At 60.3% G+C, this 17,245-nt stretch carries 16 protein-coding genes; 13 read left to right on the top strand and 3 right to left on the bottom strand.

Translation table 11 applies throughout. The features are described from left to right. The first annotated feature begins 395 nt into the window (after nucleotides 1-395). Entirely contained in the window at nucleotides 396-1,430 is a 1,035-nt protein-coding gene (locus JNB91_RS00755) for a glutamine synthetase beta-grasp domain-containing protein (protein WP_220323606.1), read from the top strand. A 181-nt stretch (nucleotides 1,431-1,611) separates the two neighbouring features. Here the strand turns inward: JNB91_RS00755 and JNB91_RS00750 are convergent, their stop codons facing one another. Continuing rightward, nucleotides 1,612-2,250, bottom strand: coding sequence for a TetR family transcriptional regulator C-terminal domain-containing protein (locus tag JNB91_RS00750; protein ID WP_220323605.1), 639 nt, complete (start codon nucleotides 2,248-2,250; stop codon nucleotides 1,612-1,614). 241 nt (nucleotides 2,251-2,491) lie between these two features. Here JNB91_RS00750 and JNB91_RS00745 point away from each other — a divergent pair, with 241 nt between their 5' ends. From JNB91_RS00745 to JNB91_RS00705, 9 genes are all read left to right on the top strand, one after another. Further along, nucleotides 2,492-3,742, top strand: a complete 1,251-nt coding sequence (locus tag JNB91_RS00745) for a Zn-dependent hydrolase (RefSeq protein ID WP_346269246.1) — start codon at nucleotides 2,492-2,494, stop codon at nucleotides 3,740-3,742. Next, entirely contained in the window at nucleotides 3,739-4,215 is a 477-nt protein-coding gene (locus JNB91_RS00740; RefSeq protein ID WP_346269235.1) for a GNAT family N-acetyltransferase, read from the top strand. Before JNB91_RS00745 ends, JNB91_RS00740 begins: the two co-directional genes overlap by 4 nt. Nucleotides 4,216-4,327: 112 nt before the next feature. After that, the gene (gene hydA, locus JNB91_RS00735; RefSeq protein WP_220323603.1) at nucleotides 4,328-5,782 is read left to right on the top strand and encodes a dihydropyrimidinase; all 1,455 of its coding nucleotides are present in this window, start codon (nucleotides 4,328-4,330) and stop codon (nucleotides 5,780-5,782) included. Between the two features lie 7 nt (nucleotides 5,783-5,789). Then, the gene (locus tag JNB91_RS00730) at nucleotides 5,790-6,581 is read left to right on the top strand and encodes an ABC transporter ATP-binding protein (protein ID WP_220323602.1); all 792 of its coding nucleotides are present in this window, start codon (nucleotides 5,790-5,792) and stop codon (nucleotides 6,579-6,581) included. 181 nt (nucleotides 6,582-6,762) lie between these two features. Then, nucleotides 6,763-7,146, top strand: coding sequence for an endonuclease domain-containing protein (locus JNB91_RS00725; protein ID WP_220323601.1), 384 nt, complete (start codon nucleotides 6,763-6,765; stop codon nucleotides 7,144-7,146). Then, a complete protein-coding gene (locus tag JNB91_RS00720; RefSeq protein ID WP_220323600.1) occupies nucleotides 7,143-7,478 on the top strand; it encodes a hypothetical protein in 336 nt (111 codons plus the stop codon). Before JNB91_RS00725 ends, JNB91_RS00720 begins: the two co-directional genes overlap by 4 nt. Beyond that, complete coding sequence (locus tag JNB91_RS00715; protein WP_220323599.1) at nucleotides 7,478-8,377, top strand: ABC transporter permease; 900 nt, start codon at nucleotides 7,478-7,480, stop codon at nucleotides 8,375-8,377. Before JNB91_RS00720 ends, JNB91_RS00715 begins: the two co-directional genes overlap by 1 nt. Then, entirely contained in the window at nucleotides 8,374-9,501 is a 1,128-nt protein-coding gene (locus JNB91_RS00710; RefSeq protein WP_220323598.1) for an ABC transporter permease, read from the top strand. Before JNB91_RS00715 ends, JNB91_RS00710 begins: the two co-directional genes overlap by 4 nt. Before the next feature lie 78 nt (nucleotides 9,502-9,579). Then, entirely contained in the window at nucleotides 9,580-10,545 is a 966-nt protein-coding gene (locus JNB91_RS00705) for an ABC transporter substrate-binding protein (RefSeq protein WP_220323597.1), read from the top strand. On the opposite strand, the gene JNB91_RS00700 is transcribed toward JNB91_RS00705, so the two are convergent. After that, nucleotides 10,523-10,666, bottom strand: coding sequence for a hypothetical protein (locus tag JNB91_RS00700; protein ID WP_220323596.1), 144 nt, complete (start codon nucleotides 10,664-10,666; stop codon nucleotides 10,523-10,525). The two genes, JNB91_RS00705 and JNB91_RS00700, sit on opposite strands and share 23 nt — an antisense overlap. Nucleotides 10,667-10,889: 223 nt before the next feature. Here JNB91_RS00700 and JNB91_RS00695 point away from each other — a divergent pair, with 223 nt between their 5' ends. From JNB91_RS00695 to JNB91_RS00685, 3 genes are all read left to right on the top strand, one after another. After that, nucleotides 10,890-12,101, top strand: a complete 1,212-nt coding sequence (locus JNB91_RS00695) for an efflux RND transporter periplasmic adaptor subunit (RefSeq protein WP_220323595.1) — start codon at nucleotides 10,890-10,892, stop codon at nucleotides 12,099-12,101. After that, on the top strand, nucleotides 12,098-15,436 hold the full coding sequence (locus tag JNB91_RS00690) for an efflux RND transporter permease subunit (RefSeq protein WP_220323594.1): 3,339 nt from the start codon (nucleotides 12,098-12,100) through the stop codon (nucleotides 15,434-15,436). Before JNB91_RS00695 ends, JNB91_RS00690 begins: the two co-directional genes overlap by 4 nt. Before the next feature lie 151 nt (nucleotides 15,437-15,587). Beyond that, nucleotides 15,588-16,271: a Crp/Fnr family transcriptional regulator gene (locus JNB91_RS00685; RefSeq protein WP_220323593.1), complete on the top strand. Its 684-nt coding sequence runs from the start codon at nucleotides 15,588-15,590 to the stop codon at nucleotides 16,269-16,271. 190 nt (nucleotides 16,272-16,461) lie between these two features. On the opposite strand, the gene ureG is transcribed toward JNB91_RS00685, so the two are convergent. After that, nucleotides 16,462-17,073 carry an urease accessory protein UreG gene (gene ureG, locus JNB91_RS00680; RefSeq protein ID WP_220323592.1) on the bottom strand — a complete coding sequence of 204 codons (612 nt, stop codon included), beginning with the start codon at nucleotides 17,071-17,073 and terminating at the stop codon, nucleotides 16,462-16,464. Nucleotides 17,074-17,245 lie beyond the last annotated feature (172 nt).

Here is a 17,245-nt window from a genome sequence, read left to right as displayed (position 1 = left end):
CACATTGGACAGGCATCATTTCTGCCTATTTTTTAATCCAATTGCTGCATTTTACATCATTCCAACAGATTCCGCCAGCGGAGATTGTAAGCAAATAAGATTGCACAACGCCGCATGCTGTGAACTACGCTCAACGGTGATGCAGTCATTCGGGTTCCGGATGAAGCTGCCCGCATCCAAATTCGGCTTGTTTATTAAGCAAATCCAAACGCGACCGGCTTGTCCAAAACAGCCTGTTTGAGCGGCAGTGACATTTTTTTCATCGCTCGACACCGTAGACATCCAAACTGGCACGCAGCATGCATTCATTTGTTCAAGCCCGGGATGCCGACCCTGATGCAGGGAGGCGGTCTTCGGACGGCTCAACGATGAACACACGGCCTGAGAGACAAAACATGACCAAGTATAAGCTCGAGTACATCTGGCTGGACGGCTACACCCCCGTCCCGAACCTGCGCGGCAAGACGCAGATCAAGGAATTCGATTCTTTCCCGACGCTCGAGCAGCTTCCGCTTTGGGGCTTTGACGGTTCCTCGACGATGCAGGCCGAAGGCCGTTCGTCGGACTGCGTTCTGAAGCCTGTCGCCATCTACCCGGATCCGGCCCGCACCAACGGTGCTCTGGTCATGTGCGAAGTCATGATGCCGGACGGCGTCACTCCGCATTCGTCCAACAGCCGCGCAACCATCCTCGACGACGAAGATGCATGGTTCGGCTTCGAGCAGGAATACTTCTTCTACCAGGACGGCCGCCCGCTCGGCTTCCCGGAACAGGGTTACCCGGCTCCGCAGGGTCCGTACTACACGGGCGTCGGCTACAAGAACGTCGGTTCGGTTGCCCGCGAAATCGTTGAAGAGCACCTCGACCTGTGCCTCGAAGCCGGCATCAACCACGAAGGCATCAACGCCGAAGTGGCCAAGGGCCAGTGGGAATTCCAGATTTTCGGCAAGGGCTCCAAGCGCGCCGCCGACCAGATCTGGATGGCACGTTACCTCCTGCTCCGTCTGTGCGAACAGTACGGCATCGACGTCGAATTCCACTGCAAGCCGCTCGGAGACACCGACTGGAACGGCTCGGGCATGCACTGCAACTTCTCGACCAAGTACATGCGCGAAGTTGGCGGCAAGGACTATTTCGAAGCCCTCATGGCGCAGTTCGAAAAGAACCTGCAGGCTCACATCGACGTCTACGGCCCGGACAACCACCTGCGCCTGACCGGCAAGCACGAAACCGCTCCGTGGAACAAGTTCTCCTACGGCGTTGCTGACCGTGGCGCTTCGATCCGCGTTCCGCACTCCTTCGTCAACAACGGCTACAAGGGCTACCTCGAAGACCGTCGTCCGAACTCCCAGGGCTGCCCCTACCAGATCGCTTCCCAGGTTCTGAAGACGATCTCGGAAGTCCCGACCGCAAAGTCGGCCGCCGCCTGATAAAAGTCCTCCCAAGGATAAACGGAAAACGCCGGCTTCACGCCGGCGTTTTTCGTTTTGTCTCCAGGAGATCGACGAAGCATTCTAGGGAAAAATCCCCTCAACAACAAAATCTAAGACTTGGCTGAAGCTAAGATCTTAGAAATCGCAAGTGAGGGGATCCTGTCCGGGCAAAACGCCCTTACCGCACCCGCAACCCATCCATGAACAGCGCCTCCAGAAACCGCGCCGCATCCTCGAACCGTCCCTCGCCGGAATGCGCCTGCCCCAGCACCGCCCTCACCTGCACGTCGAAGTCGGCATAATGCTGCGTCGTCGACCAGATTGAAAAAATCAGGTGATAGGGATCGCATCTGGCAATCTTGCCAGCGCGCGCCCAGGCGCGGATGACAGCGGCCTTTTCGTCCACCAGCTCCTTCAGCGGCCCCTTCAACTCATCCTCGATCCGCGGCGCACCCTGTAGAATTTCATTGGCGAACAGACGGCTTTCACGCGGAAAATCCCGCGCCATCTCAAGCTTACGGCGAATATAGGAGCGGATCTCGCTTTCCGGGTCGCCATCGGCGTCGAACACCCGAAGCGGCTCCAGCCATGTGGTCAGAACCCGGTCGATCAACTGCCGGTGGATCGCTTCCTTGGTGCGGAAATAATAAAGAAGATTGGGCTTCGACATGCCCGCCGCCTCGGCGATCTGGTCGATCGTCGAGCCGCGAAAACCATTCTGCGAAAACACGTCGAGAGCAGCCTCGAGGATCAGTTCTTCCTTCTCCTCCTGGATGCGCGTGCGCCGCTGCGTCTTCGCCGCTCTGGAAATGGCCATGCCGTCCGGTACCCCTCGTGGCTCCCCATCGCCAAATCCTTCAAAACATCTGATGTGAGACGATTTTCAGCTTGAGTGCTGCTGGGGAAATTGTAAGCTTTTACCAAGCGGTTAAATTATCGGCGACAAGCGGTTCAAACGCAATGCCGATCTTCCGGCTTCAAAGCCGGACGAGGCCCATGGGAACGAACAGATTTACTGCCGGTCGGCAGAGCATAAACAGATAAGGAATTTGAAAATGGTGGCAGCACCGGGCGAGAACTTGCGCGTCAACGGCGACCGTCTCTGGGACATGTTGATGGATATGGCAAAGATCGGCCCCGGCATTGCCGGCGGCAACAATCGCCAGACCCTGACAGATGCCGATGGCGAAGGCCGCCACCTCTTCAAACGCTGGTGTGAAGCGGCCGGCATGACGGTCGGCGTCGACAAGATGGGCACGATGTTCGCCACCCGCGCAGGCAGCGACCCGGATGCGCTTCCCGTCTATATCGGCTCCCATCTCGACACCCAACCGACCGGCGGCAAGTTCGACGGCGTGCTTGGCGTGCTCGCCGGCCTTGAAGTCGTCCGCTCGATGAACGACCTCGGCATCAAGACAAAGCACCCGATCGTCGTCACCAACTGGGCAAACGAGGAAGGCGCCCGTTTTGCGCCTGCCATGCTCGCCTCCGGCGTTTTCGCCGGCATTCATACGATCGATTATGCCTACGCCCGCAAGGATCCCGAGGGAAAAACCTATGGCGACGAGCTGAAGCGCATCGGCTGGCTGGGCGACGAGGAAGTGGGCGCGCGAAAGATGCATGCCTATTTCGAATATCACATCGAACAGGGTCCGATCCTTGAAGCCGAGGAGAAGCAGATCGGCGTCGTCACCCACTGTCAGGGCCTCTGGTGGCTTGAATTCACCCTGACCGGCAAGGAAGCCCATACCGGCTCCACCCCGATGGCGATGCGCGTCAATGCCGGCCTCGCCTTCGGCCGCATCATGGAAAAGGTGCAGGAAATCGCCATGGCCGAACAGCCGGGCGCTGTCGCCGGCGTCGGCCAGGCCTTCTTCACCCCGAACTCCCGCAACGTGCTTCCCGGCAAAGTGGTCTTCACCGTCGACCTGCGCACGCCGAGCCAGGAAAAGCTCGACCGCATGCGCGCCAAAATCGAGGCGGCGGCAACGGAAGTCTGCGAAGCCTTAGGCGTCGGCTGCGCGGTCGAGGCCGTCGGCCATTTCGATCCGGTGACCTTCGATCCGACGCTGGTCGGCCGTGTTCGCGGTGCGGCAGAAAAGCTCGGCTACAGCCACATGGACATCATTTCCGGCGCCGGCCACGATGCCTGCTGGGCCGCAAAGCTTGCCCCGACCACGATGATCTTCTGCCCCTGCGTCGACGGCCTGTCGCATAACGAGGCCGAAGAGATCTCGAAGGACTGGGCCGCCGCCGGCTGCGACGTGCTCTTCCATGCAGTGGTGGAGACGGCGGAGATTGTCGAGTGACCGTCACGATTGCCATTGAGGAGCCGAAGCAGCCTGAAGTCGCCGCCCTGATCGGGCTTTCCGACGACTACATGGCATCGCTTTATCCGCCCGAAGGCAATTTCGCCGTCGATCTCGATGCTTTGTCCCAGCCCAACATTTCCTTCCTGGTCGCAAGGCTGGACGGCAAGGCGGTCGGCTGCGGCGGCATCAAGTGGTTCTCGGATGGCAGCGCTGAACTGAAACGCATCTTCGTTCATGACGATGCACGCGGCCACGGCATCGGCCGAAAGATCATGGCCGAACTCGAAACGCTGGCAGCGGTGCGTAATGTCATCCGTCTCTATCTCGAAACCGGCCCGCTGAATATCGAAGCCGTCCGGCTATACGAAGCGCTCGGCTACCAGTCTTGCGGCCCGTTTGCGGATTACGAGGAAAATCCGCACAGCCTGTTCATGATGAAGGATTTTAAACAGCGGGAGGCAGCGCAATGAGCGCCTCCGTCGCATCGAAACCAGGAATACAACGATCACCACCCGAGATGTTCAGTCCCTGAGGTCCTCGATCTCGGGCGATTGACTGCGGCACACGATAAGGGGAACAACCATGGCCACAGTAATCAGAAACGGAACCATCGTTACCGCCGACCTGACCTACAAGGCGGATGTGAAGATAGACGGCGGCAAGATCGTCGAGATCGGCCCGGACCTTGCGGGCGAAGAAATACTCGATGCCACCGGCTGTTATGTCATGCCGGGCGGCATCGACCCGCATGTCCATCTCGAAATGCCCTTCATGGGCACCTATTCCGCCGACGATTTCGATAGCGGCACCCGCGCGGCACTTGCTGGCGGCACGACGATGGTGGTCGATTTCTGTCTTCCCGATCCCGGCCAGTCCATGCTGGATGCGCTGAAACGCTGGGACAACAAGGCGACGCGCGCCCATTGCGACTATTCCTTCCACATGGCCGTCACCTGGTGGAGCGAACAGGTTTTTGACGAGATGAAGACGGTGGTTGAGGAAAAAGGCATCAACACCTTCAAGCATTTCATGGCCTACAAGGGCTCGTTGATGGTCAATGACGACGAGATGTTCGCCTCGTTTTCGCGATGCGCCGAGCTTGGCGCACTGCCCCTCGTTCATGCCGAAAACGGCGATGTCGTCGCCGCCATGCAGCAGAAATTGATGGATGAAGGCAATAACGGCCCGGAAGCTCACGCCTATTCGCGCCCGGCCTCGGTCGAGGGCGAAGCCACCAACCGCGCCATCATCATCGCCGACATGGCCGGCGTGCCGCTTTATGTCGTCCACACTTCCTGCGAACAGGCGCATGAAGCGATCCGCCGGGCGCGCCAGAACGGCATGCGGGTCTATGGCGAACCGCTGATCCAGCACCTGACGCTCGATGAGAGCGAATATTTCGACAAGGACTGGGATCACTCAGCCCGCCGCGTCATGTCGCCCCCCTTCCGCAACAAGCAGCATCAGGATTCACTCTGGGCAGGCCTTGCCTCCGGTTCGCTGCAATGCGTCGCGACCGACCACTGCGCCTTCACCACCGATCAGAAACGCTATGGCGTCGGTGATTTCAGAAAGATCCCGAACGGCACCGGCGGTCTGGAAGATCGCTTGCCGATGCTGTGGACCTACGGCGTCGCCACCGGCCGCATCACCATGAACGAATTCGTCGCGGTAACCTCGACCAATATCGCAAAGATCCTCAATCTCTACCCGAGAAAGGGCGCGATCCTCGTCGGCGCCGATGCTGATCTCGTCGTGCTCGACCCGAAAAAGTCGAAGACCATCTCGGCCAAGACCCAGCAATCGGCGATCGATTACAATGTCTTCGAGGGCAAAGAGGTTACCGGCCTGCCGCGCTACACGCTATCGCGCGGCGTCGTCGCCGTCGAGGACGGCACGGTAAAAAGCCGTGAAGGCCACGGCCAGTTCGTCGCCCGCGAACCCTATCCGGCGGTATCGAAGGCGCTTTCCACCTGGAAGGAACTGACCGCACCGCGCAAGGTCGAACGAACGGGAATTCCGGCAAGCGGCGTGTGATCGTGACATGGCAGAGAACAATTTCTCCGTCGTTTCCGCGAAAAAACTCGGCCTGACCTTCGAGACGAGCGACGGTCCGGTTCATGCGCTGTCCGATGTGGATCTGGAGGTGAAGCGAGGCGATTTCGTCTCCTTCATCGGCCCGTCCGGCTGCGGCAAGACCACGTTCCTGCGCGTTATCGCCGATCTCGAAAGCGCCACGTCGGGCGAGATCACCGTCAACGGCATGACGCCGGAAAATACCCGGAAATCGCGCTCCTACGGTTACGTCTTCCAGGCACCGGCGCTTTATCCCTGGCGCACGATCGAAAAGAATATCGCCCTGCCGCTGGAAATCATGAACTACTCGACGGCAGAGCGGAAGGAGCGCATCGAGCGCACGCTCGATCTCGTCAATCTTGCGGGCTTCGGCAAGAAATACCCGTGGCAGCTTTCCGGCGGCATGCAGCAACGCGCCTCCATCGCCCGCGCACTCGCCTTCGACGCCGATCTCCTGCTGATGGACGAACCTTTTGGCGCACTCGACGAAATCGTCCGCGACCATCTGAACGAACAGCTTTTAAAGCTCTGGGCGCGGACGGAAAAGACCATCTGTTTCGTCACCCACTCGATCCCGGAAGCCGTCTACCTGTCGACCAAGATCGTCGTCATGTCCCCCCGCCCCGGCCGGGTGACGGACGTGATCACCTCGACACTGCCAAAGGACCGCCCGCTCGAAATCCGCGAGACGCCGGAGTTTCTGGCAATCGCCCATCGGGTTCGGGAAGGTCTGAGAGCGGGGCATAGTTATGAGGAGTGATGCCGCCTTGGGCAAAAAGTCCCCCTCTGGCCTGCCGGCCATCTCCCCCACAAGGGGGGAGAAGACGCGCGGCACTGTCTCACTCCATTACAAAACGACGGCAATGGGGGAACGGCAGGTTAAGCCCCTCCCCCTTGTGGGGAGGGGTTGGGGAGGGGACTTCCTTTTTGGAGGAGTGGGGATGCCGCATTCCAACATCGATCCGAAAACCCGCACCCGTGCGAAACATCTGCGCCGTGAACTCACCAAGGCCGAAGCGGCCATGTGGAACATGCTGCGTGACCTTCGCCCTTTCGGCGCCCGCTTTCGCCGGGAGACGCCGATCGGCCCCTACATCGCCGATTTTGCCTGGCTCTCGGCACGTGTCGTCATCGAAGTCGATGGCGACAACCACGAGACCAACTACGGCCGTAGGCACGATCAAAAACGCGACGCGTTCATGCGCGCCGAAGGCTTCACCATTATAAGGTTCGACAACCTTCAGATCCTCGACGGACCGGATTACGTTTTTATCGAAATCGAAAACCAACTGGCTGCCTTTCTGAGAAAGGGGCCCTCCCCATGACCCCCGCCTTCCTCCTCTGGCTCACCGGCGCCATGGCCACCTTCCTTGCTGCCGCCACCGCATCGCGCGCCTATATCGCCTCCAGCAACATGGCTCTGCTGATCCTGTCCCTGACCCTCTACTGCATCGGCAACCTGATGATGGTGAAGCTGATGCGGGAAGGCGGGCTGGGGCTGGCGATCTCGGTCTCGGCGATTGCGCAACTGCTGCTGATCAACCTCATCGCCTTCGCCATCTTCGGTGAACGCCTGACCTCCACCCAGCTTGCCGGCGTCGGCCTCGGTGTTGCGGCCATGGTGCTGATGCTGTTTCCGGTTGGAGCGAAAAGCTGATGGGACAGGAAAAACTCATCAGGCACAGGATCATGCCCGTCACGGTGATCGTCATCGCCATCATCGCCATCTGGTATGTCGGCGCTTACTTCATGAACGCGCCCTTCCAGCGCGATCTCGACCGCCGCGCCAACGTCACCTCGACAGTGATCGAGTTCCTCGAAAAGACCATGTCGCAGCCGAAGCCGACACTTCCCGCCCCGCATCAGGTCGCCGCGAACGTTTTCGAAAATACGTTTCTCAGGAAGGTCACCTCTAACCGCAGCCTCGTCTACCACGCCTGGGTGACGCTATCTTCCACCGCCGTCGGCTTCTCGCTCGGCACCATTCTCGGCATCCTCATCGCCGTCGGCATCGTCCATGTGAAGGCGCTGGATCGCAGCCTGATGCCGTGGATCATCGCCTCGCAAATGGTGCCGATCCTCGCGATTGCCCCGATGGTCATCGTCGTCCTCGGCGCGATCAACATCACCGGACTTCTGCCCAAGGCGCTAATCTCGACCTACCTCTCCTTCTTCCCCGTCGCCGTCGGCATGGTGAAGGGCCTGCGCTCCCCCGAACTCATCCAGCTCGACCTGATGCGCACCTACAATGCCAGCACCGCCCAGACCTTCTGGAAATTGCGCGTGCCCGCCTCCGTACCTTTCCTGTTCACCTCGATGAAGGTGGCGATCGCGGCAAGCCTCGTCGGCGCGATCGTCGGTGAACTGCCGACCGGCGCCGTCGCGGGCATCGGCTCGAAACTGCTCGCCGGCGCCTATTACAGCCAGACCATCGACATCTGGGCAGCGCTCATTGCCGGTTCCGTGCTCGCCGCCCTTCTGGTCACCATCGTGGCGCTGGCCGGCAGGCTCGTTGACCGCGCGATGGGTGCAAGACCGAGCGGGAGGCCGGCATGAGCAATCTGATGCGACCATGGCAATCTCTGCTGGCGCTGGCACTGTCGCTTTTAGCACTGGCCACGCTTCCGCTGCTGATGCCGCAAGCCCCGCTGGCCTTCAGCCTGATGCTGATGTTCTCCATCTTCGTCCTCACCATCGGCGCAGCCCTCGTCTCGCTGCTTCCCCTGCCCGCCCTGTTCCTGTCGGTCATGCTCTTCGTCTGCGCTCACTTTTCCACCGGCCTCATGATTGCCCGCCTTGCCGGCAATGAAGGTGCTGCATCCCCGGCATTCTTCCTCGTGCTCGCAGCAAACTGGCTGCTCGCCTGGCGCTGCGTCAGTCTCCTCTGCGAAATCCGGGTTCGCTCCAAGATGGCGGACAACCTTCTGCGCCTCGTCATTCCGGCGATCTTCGGCGCCTGGATCCTGATCCTGTGGGAAGCACTCACGCGGGGCCTCGGCATTCCCTTCATCATCCTGCCGCCCCCCTCCGCCATCGGCGCCCGGCTTGTGGCATCTGTCCCGACACTCTGGGCGGATGTGCAGCAGACCGTCTTCAAGGCCGTCATCTTCGGTTATGTCGTCGGCTGCGCAGCAGGCTTCGCAGTGGCAATCCTTGCCGACCGCATCGCCTTCTTCCGCCGCGGCTTGCTGCCGGTCGCCAATCTCATGTCGGCCCTGCCGATCATCGGCGTCGCCCCGATCATGGTCATGTGGTTCGGCTTCGACTGGCAGTCCAAAGCCGCCGTCGTCATCGTCATGACCTTCTTCCCCATGCTGGTGAACACGATCGCCGGCTTGGAAGCCGCAGGCTCGATGGAGCGCGATCTGATGCGCTCCTACGCTTCGGATTACTGGCAGACGCTGACGAAGCTCAGGCTTCCCGCCGCCATGCCCTTCATCTTCAACGCCCTGAAGATCAACTCGACGCTGGCGCTGATCGGCGCGATCGTTGCCGAATTCTTCGGCACGCCGATCGTCGGCATGGGCTTTCGCATATCGACCGAGATCGGCCGCATGAATGTCGATATGGTCTGGGCCGAAATCGCCGTTGCAGCCCTCGTCGGCTCGGTATTTTATGGTGTCGTCGCGCTCGGGGAGAGAGCCACGACATTCTGGCATCCGTCTAACCGCAGTCGTTAGGCGCCGATACCCGGCACGGGGAAATCCATGCCGGCACATGACCTGAGTAAACAAGCAGGCAACCAGAGGGAAACGACCATGAAAAAGATGATGATGGCATTGATGGCAGGCGCAATGTCGCTTGCCGCAGCACAGGCGCTCGCCGCCGAAAAGCTGACGCTGCAGTTGAAATGGGTGGCCCAGGGCCAGTTCGGCGGTTATTTCGTCGCCAAGGACAAGGGGTTCTATGAGGAAGAAGGCCTTGACGTGACGATCAAGCCGGGCGGCCCGGATATCGCGCCGGAACAGGTCATTGCCGGCGGCGGGGCGGATGTCACTGTCACCTGGATGGGGGCCGCCCTCGTCGCCCGCGAAAAGGGCGTTCCGCTCGTCAATATCGCCCAGCCTTTCCAGAAATCCGGCCTGCAGATGATTTGTCCGAAGGACGGCCCGGTTAAGACCGAGGCAGATTTCAAGGGCCATACGCTGGGTGTCTGGTTCTTCGGCAACGAATATCCGTTCTTTGCCTGGATGAACAAGCTGGGCCTGAAGACCGAAGGCGGCGCCGATGGCGTGACCGTGCTGAAACAGAGTTTTGACGTGCAGCCGCTCGTCCAGAAGCAGGCCGACTGCATCTCGGTCATGACCTATAACGAATATTGGCAGGCGATCGACGCAGGCTTCAAGCCGGAAGACCTCACCGTCTTCAACTATACCGCGCTCGGCAACGACCTTCTGGAAGACGGCCTTTATGTCAGCGAGGACAAGCTGAAGGATCCTAAGTTCAAGGAGAACATGGTCAAATTCGTCCGCGCCTCGATGAAGGGATGGAAATACGCCATCGACAACCCGGATGAAGCCGCCGAGATCGTCATGGACAATGGCGGCCAGGACGAAAACCACCAGAAGCGGATGATGGGCGAAGTCGCCAAGCTGATCGGCGACGGCAAGCTCGACATGGCAACCTATGAACGCACGGTGAAAGCGCTGACCGACCAGAAGATCATCAGCAAGGCTCCGGAAGGCGCCTATACGGCCGACATCACCAGCGCGGCGCTGAAATAGGAGCCAATCCGGCAAAAGCGGAAACCGGTTTTGCCAGCGAAACTGCGTTGAAATGGTGCTGAAACAATTCAGCACCAAAAGTCTCTGCTACTTCTTCCTGCCCGGCGTCATAGTCGGGCATTTTTTTGCCATCAGAACATGTCAACGCGTCTTAACTTGCATGGATTGATCGCCTGAAGACGAACACGTAAAGGTAGCTGCCCAAGCGAGCCCGAACTTTTCTCGGTTGAACCGAAGGAAAGTGTCGGATCAAGCTTTGGTCCCGCGTCATACAGGGAGGAAGTATGACCAGGGGATGCCGATGGTCGGCGCATGCCTGTTCCTCCAGACCGTGGATTTGCCGCATGCCGTATCGCCTGTTGAAATCGATCCCCGCCCTTGTTCTGCTGCTGTCCTGCGCCGCAGCGGCACCACTCGCAGCACAGGAAACCGGCCGGCCGGCAGCGGCGGAAGCCAAGCTTCCGTCGATCATCGTTACGGAAGCGGTCACGAAACCGCTCACCGACCGCATCATCGCGACGGGCAGCATCCGCCCCATCGACGAAATCTATGTGCAGCCGCTGGTCGAAGGCCTCTCTGTGAAAACGATCAATGTCGATGTCGCCGACGAGGTCGAGGCCAATGCCGTTCTCGCAACCCTGAACGACGACGCGCTTCTGCTCCAGAAGAGCCAGTACCAGGCAAACAGGGCAAAGGCGAAGGCCTCGGTCGCACAGTATCAGGCGCAGGTGATCGAGGCTCAGGCCAATCTCGACGACGCCACCAAACAGCGCGACCGTACCCAGAAGCTGAACCAGAGCGGCACGAGCACCGTCTCGCAGCTCGAACAGGCGAATGCCCAGGTGGATGTCGCCCGCGCCCGGCTGAATGCCGCCCGCCAGTCGGTTGCGGTCGCAGAGGCCGATGTCAACGTCATCGAAGCCCAGCTCGCCGATGTCGAACTGCAACTCGCCCGCACCGGCGTCAAGGCGCCGGTTGCCGGTGTCATCTCGGCCAAGAACGCCAAGGTCGGCGCGATTGCATCCGGCAATGGCGATCCGCTTTTCACCATCATCAAGGACGGCGCGATCGAACTGGTCGCCGACATTTCCGAATCCGACATCCAGAAGGCCAGGGTCGGCCAGAAGGCGCTGGTCACCGTTGCCGGCGGCCAGCGGGAGATCGAAGGCCGCGTGCGGCTTGTCTCTCCGACAGTCGATCAGACCACAAGGCTCGGCCTCGTCCATATCGAGATCGATCCCGATAGCGGCGCGCGCGCCGGCATGTATGGGCGCGCGGCAATCATCGTCGATGAAACCGAAGCGCTCGCCCTTCCACTTTCCGCCGTGACGACGGATCGGCAAGGCTCCTTTGCCCGCAAGGTCGAGGACGGCGTCGTAAGGCAAGTGAAGATCGACATCGGCTTCCAGGATGGCGGCTTTGTTCAGGTCTTGAATGGCCTTGAGGCCGGCGATGTTGTCGTCGCCAAGGCCGGCGCCTTCGTCCGTGACGGCGATCATATCGCGCCGGTTCCGGAAAAAGCGGCTACGGCCAAGGGAGCGGAGGTTTCGCAATGAACTTCTCCGCCTGGTCTATCCGCAATCCGATCGCTCCCCTGCTCGCCTTCGGTCTGCTGCTCTATGTCGGCCTGCAATCCTTCTTTGCGCTGCCGATCACCCGTTTCCCGAATATCGACGTCCCCGTCGTCTCCGTAACGGTGGTTCAGAGCGGCGCCTCGCCGGCCGAACTCGAGATGCAGGTGACGAAGGAAATCGAAGATGCCGTCGCCTCGATCAGCGGCATCGACGAGATCCAGTCGACCGTCACCGACGGACAGTCGCAGACCGTCATCGTCTTCCGCATCGAAAAGCCCACCGAAGAGGCTGTTCAGGACACAAAGGACCAGATCGACAAGATTCGCAGCGATCTGCCCGCCGGCATCGAAGAGCCGATCGTCACCAAGGTCGATGTCGAAGGACAGGCGATCCAGACCTTTGCCGTTTCTTCGCCGAACATGACGCTGGAGGAACTCTCCTGGTTCGTTGACGATACGATCACCCGTGACCTGCAGGGCAAACCCGGCATCGGCCGTATCGACCGCTACGGCGGCTCGGATCGCGAAGTGCGCGTCGCCCTCAACCCTGCCAAGCTCGACGCTTACGGCATCACCGCGGCCGACGTGAACACCCAGATCAAGGGCACCAATGTCGATCTCGGTTCCGGCCGCGGCCAGGTGGCGGGCAACGAGCAGACGATCCGCACGCTCGGCGACGCCCGCAATGTCCAGCAGCTTGCCGATACCAATATCGCGCTCTCCAACGGCCGCTTCGTAAAACTGTCCGAGCTCGGCCGCGTGACCGATACCTATGAGGAGCAAAAGTCCTTCTCGCGCTTCAACGGCACGCCGTCAGTCACCTTCGCCGTATTCCGCGCCAAGGGAGCAAGTGAAGTCTCGGTGGCCGAAACCGTGGCTGAGGGGCTGGACGGAATTCGCAAGTCGCATCCCGACGTCGCGATCGAAATGGTCGATGACTCGGTCTATTTCACCTACGGAAATTACGAGGCGGCACTTCACACGCTGGTGGAAGGCTCGATCCTCGCCGTCATCGTCGTCTTCCTTTTCCTGCGCAACTGGCGCGCAACCCTGATTGCCGCCGTCGCCCTCCCCCTGTCCGCCATCCCGACTTTCTGGATCATGGACATTATGGGGTTCTCGCTGAACCTCGTCTCCTTCCTGGCGCTGACGCTTGCGACCGGCATCCTCGTCGACGACGCGATCGTCGAGATCGAGAACATTGCCCGCCATATCAAGATGGGCAAGACACCCTATCGGGCATCGCTGGAAGCCGCCGACGAAATCGGCCTGGCGGTGATCGCCACCAGCTTCACCATCATCGCCGTCTTCGTACCCGTCTCCTTCATGCCGGGCATTGCGGGCCAGTATTTCATCCAGTTCGGCCTGACGGTCGCCTTCTCCGTCTTCTTCTCACTCGCGGTCGCGCGCCTCATCACACCGCTGATGGCAGCCTACCTGATGCGCGCCGAGGATGGCCGCGAGGATGACCACCACGACAATGACGGAAGGCTGATGAAGGCCTATACCCGCGTTGTCACCGCAACGACGCGCAAATGGTACTGGCGTTACGCAACCATGGTCGCAGCCTTCGCCTTCCTGGGCGGTTCGCTGTTCCTTCTGAGCAAGGTACCGGGCAGCTTCCTGCCGCCGGATGACAGTTCCCGCGTGGTTCTCTCTCTTGAGCTGCCGCCGAACGCGACACTTGAAGAAACGGATGCGGTCTCGACCAGCGTCTATGATGCGGTAAAGGATATCGATGGCGTCGAAAGTGTCTTCACTCTCGGCGGCGCATCGCCCAAGGGCGATCTCGAACTGCGCCGCGCCACAGTCCGCATCATCCTGCAGAATATCGACCATTCGCTGGCAAAGACGCTGGTCAACAAGGGCCTCGGCTCGATCCCGCTGATCGGCGATCTCCTGCCGAAACTGCCGGAGCATGGCCGCACACGCCCGCAATGGGATGTCGAAAAGGACATCTTCGCCGCCGTCCGCTCGATCCCCGACGTGCGCATCTCCAAGGTCAACGACCGCGCCGAACGCGAACTGTCCTTCAACTTCCTCTCCTCCAGCGAGGACGACCTGAATGATGCCGTAAGCCTGCTGGAATCGCGACTGCGCGCATCTCCGATCCTGGTGAATGTCTCCTCCGAAGGCGCCCTGCCCCGGCCGGAACTGCAGATCCGTCCGCGCATGGCGGAAGCCTCGCGCCTCGGCATCACCCCGCAGCAGATTTCCGAAACCGTGCGCGTCGCAACCATCGGCGATATCGACGCGAACCTTGCAAAGATCTCGCTAGACAGCCGCCAGATCCCGATCCGCGTGCAGACCTCGCTCGACACCCGCCGCGACCTTCAGTCGATCCGCAACCTCAAGGTCAAGACATCGTCTGGCACGATGGTGCCGCTCTACAGCGTTGCCGATATCGACTATTCGGAAGGCCCAAGCTCGATCAAGCGCAACGACCGCAACCGCGTCGTGGCGATCGGCTCCGACGTGCCCTTCGGCACGGCACTGGACACCTCGACTGCCGAGTTCAAGCGCATCGTCGACGAAACAGAACTACCGCCGACGGTGCGGCTGGCGGAAAGCGGTGACGCCAAGGTCCAGGCGGAAATGCAGCAGAGTTTCGGCAATGCCATGCTGATGGGCCTGATGCTGGTTCTCGTCGTGCTGATCCTGCTGTTCAAGGATGTCATCCAGCCCTTCACCATCCTGTTCTCCCTGCCGCTCGCCATCGGCGGCGTGGCGGTAGCCCTGATCGCAACGCAGAACGCGCTCTCCATGCCCGTCCTGATCGGCATCCTCATGCTGATGGGCATCGTGACGAAGAACGCCATCCTGCTGGTCGATTTCGCCATCGAGATGAAACGGCACGGGCTGGAACGGGTTCACGCCATGGTCGAGGCCGGCCGCAAGCGTGCAAGACCCATCATCATGACCTCGATCGCCATGTCGGCCGGCATGCTTCCGTCTGCCATGGGCGTCGGCGAAGGCGGCTCCTTCCGCGCGCCGATGGCGATCGCCGTCATCGGCGGCATCATCGTCTCGACCGTGCTGTCGCTGCTCGTCGTTCCTTCCTTTTTCCTCATCATGGACGATCTGTCGCGTCTGCTCGGGCGACTGTTCGGCCGCTTCGTTGGCAAGAAGGAAGAAGAGGACCTCATGTCTTCGGAAGAAGTCGCCCATCAGACACGGCAAAATCGTCGCAGTCTGTCGGAGCTTGAGGAACGGCTAGATCGTCTGGAAAACAACGAGAAATCAACAGCATCAGGCGCAAATCCGGGGGCACAGGCCGGCCAGCGCGTCCTGCGACTGCCGCCAATGGCGGCCGAGTGACCCACTCGGACGCCGATCTTCCACGTCTGATTGTCGGACAACCATCCAAATTGTGGTCTTGATTGATCGGTATCAAATCCCTCCTCTCCTCAAGCGCTATCTTTGCCGTCAAGGATTTGGCGATATTCGCAAGAAGGGAAGAGAGAGCGAGATGAACAGCAGTCTGAAACTCAGCAATCGGGACCGGGCAGTGCTCATGAAAGCACCGTTTCTGGCAGGGCTGGGCAACAGTGCCCTTGTCCGGCTGATGTCCATGATGACGATCAGCACGCTTCCGGCCCGCAAATTCGTGATGCGCGAAGGCGAAACCGCCGACGCCTTCTATTGCGTGCTGAACGGTTATGTCCGGCTTTTCCGGCTAAGCCGCGAAGGCCGTGAAGCCGACATCATGGTTTGCGCTCCCGGCGAGACATTTGCCGAGCACCTGCTGTTCAGCAACGATGTCTACAGCTGCAACGCACAGACGGCGGAACCCGCAACGCTCGCCCGTTTCGACATGCAGGCCGTGCGCGACCTCGCCCAGCAGGATCCGGAAATCGCCAAGGCGCTGATCTCCGCGATCTCCCGGCATCTGGTCGGCACGATGGACTGCATCGCCAACGACCGGCTTTTCACTGCACCGCAGCGCGTGGCCAACTATATCCTCAGCCGCTGCCCGGCTGACGGGAGTTCGGCTTCCATCCGCCTGCCGTTCCAGAAGAGCCTGCTCGCCGGCATGCTTGGCCTCGCGCCGGAAGCGCTCTCCCGCGCCTTCTCCAGCCTGCGCCGCGTCGGCGTAACCGTCAGGGGTCGCATCATTCAGGTCGGCGACGTTCAGGCACTCAGGAACATCTAGGCTCGAAGGCGCGCGAGACGACGCAGCCTTCGTAGCGGTCTGTTGCCACAGGGGTGTCCGGCGACAGGCCAGGCCGGCGGGTCATTAGACCGCCGGCCTTTTTTATGTCCCTTCTAGAGCATGTCTCCCGAAAGTGGTCACCGGTTTCGGGATAAAGACACGCGCAGAGACTAAAGACGCCAGGCAGACCTTAGAGCCCGCCCTGCCGTTTCAGAAACTCGACGATATGGCCGACCCCCTCGCCGCGCTTCAGGTCGGTGAAGACATGCGGCTTCATTTCACGCATACGCGCGGCATCCCGGTCCATCACATCCATATCGACGCCGACATAGGGCGCCAGATCCTTCTTGTTGATGACAAGCAGATCCGAACGGGTAATCCCCGGCCCGCCCTTGCGCGGAATTTCCTCCCCCTGGCAGGTGGAGATGACATAGATCGTGATGTCCGCGAGATCCGGCGAAAAGGTCGCGGCGAGATTGTCTCCGCCCGACTCGATGAACACCACATCCAGATCAGGGAACCGCTCGTTGAGGCCCGCGATCGCCTGCAGATTGATCGTCGCATCCTCGCGGATCGCCGTATGCGGACATCCTCCGGTCTCGACCCCCACGATGCGATCCGACGAAAGCGCCTGCATGCGCACCAGCGCATCGGCATCTTCCTTGGTATAGATATCATTTGTAACGACCGCGACGGAGAATTCGTCCCGCATCGCCTTGCACAGCTTTTCCGTCAGATGCGTCTTGCCGGATCCGACCGGCCCGCCAATGCCGACACGAAGAGGACCGTTTGCCGATTTCATGAAATGCCCTTTCAGTATGACAAAACGACAATAATCGGCGGGATGACCGACGCAATCGGAATTTGTCGCTCATAGTCCGTGAATGCATGCCCTGCTATTCACGCATCTTCTGCATCGGAAAAGTAAATTGTAATCCGGATTTCACGGATTAAGTATATCTTCAGATATCTGT

Origin of the sequence: Aliirhizobium wenxiniae (assembly GCF_019511445.1) — a bacterium.
GTDB classification, from domain to species: Bacteria; Pseudomonadota; Alphaproteobacteria; order Rhizobiales; family Rhizobiaceae; genus Neorhizobium; species Neorhizobium wenxiniae_A.
The sequence above is the reverse complement of the archived record's forward strand: the minus strand, read 5'-3'. Positions and strand labels throughout refer to the sequence as shown.

What these genes read in the sequence shown, in the direction of transcription:
- JNB91_RS00755 (WP_220323606.1), top strand. Translation starts at nt 396, where the DNA reads ATGACCAAGTATAAGCTCGAGTACATCTGGCTGGACGGCTACACCCCC.
- JNB91_RS00750 (WP_220323605.1), bottom strand. Translation starts at nt 2,250, where the DNA reads ATGGCCATTTCCAGAGCGGCGAAGACGCAGCGGCGCACGCGCATCCAG.
- hydA (WP_220323603.1), top strand. Translation starts at nt 4,328, where the DNA reads ATGGCCACAGTAATCAGAAACGGAACCATCGTTACCGCCGACCTGACC.
- JNB91_RS00730 (WP_220323602.1), top strand. Translation starts at nt 5,790, where the DNA reads ATGGCAGAGAACAATTTCTCCGTCGTTTCCGCGAAAAAACTCGGCCTG.
- JNB91_RS00725 (WP_220323601.1), top strand. Translation starts at nt 6,763, where the DNA reads ATGCCGCATTCCAACATCGATCCGAAAACCCGCACCCGTGCGAAACAT.
- JNB91_RS00720 (WP_220323600.1), top strand. Translation starts at nt 7,143, where the DNA reads ATGACCCCCGCCTTCCTCCTCTGGCTCACCGGCGCCATGGCCACCTTC.
- JNB91_RS00715 (WP_220323599.1), top strand. Translation starts at nt 7,478, where the DNA reads ATGGGACAGGAAAAACTCATCAGGCACAGGATCATGCCCGTCACGGTG.
- JNB91_RS00710 (WP_220323598.1), top strand. Translation starts at nt 8,374, where the DNA reads ATGAGCAATCTGATGCGACCATGGCAATCTCTGCTGGCGCTGGCACTG.
- JNB91_RS00705 (WP_220323597.1), top strand. Translation starts at nt 9,580, where the DNA reads ATGAAAAAGATGATGATGGCATTGATGGCAGGCGCAATGTCGCTTGCC.
- JNB91_RS00700 (WP_220323596.1), bottom strand. Translation starts at nt 10,666, where the DNA reads ATGCCCGACTATGACGCCGGGCAGGAAGAAGTAGCAGAGACTTTTGGT.
- JNB91_RS00695 (WP_220323595.1), top strand. Translation starts at nt 10,890, where the DNA reads ATGCCGTATCGCCTGTTGAAATCGATCCCCGCCCTTGTTCTGCTGCTG.
- JNB91_RS00690 (WP_220323594.1), top strand. Translation starts at nt 12,098, where the DNA reads ATGAACTTCTCCGCCTGGTCTATCCGCAATCCGATCGCTCCCCTGCTC.
- JNB91_RS00685 (WP_220323593.1), top strand. Translation starts at nt 15,588, where the DNA reads ATGAACAGCAGTCTGAAACTCAGCAATCGGGACCGGGCAGTGCTCATG.
- ureG (WP_220323592.1), bottom strand. Translation starts at nt 17,073, where the DNA reads ATGAAATCGGCAAACGGTCCTCTTCGTGTCGGCATTGGCGGGCCGGTC.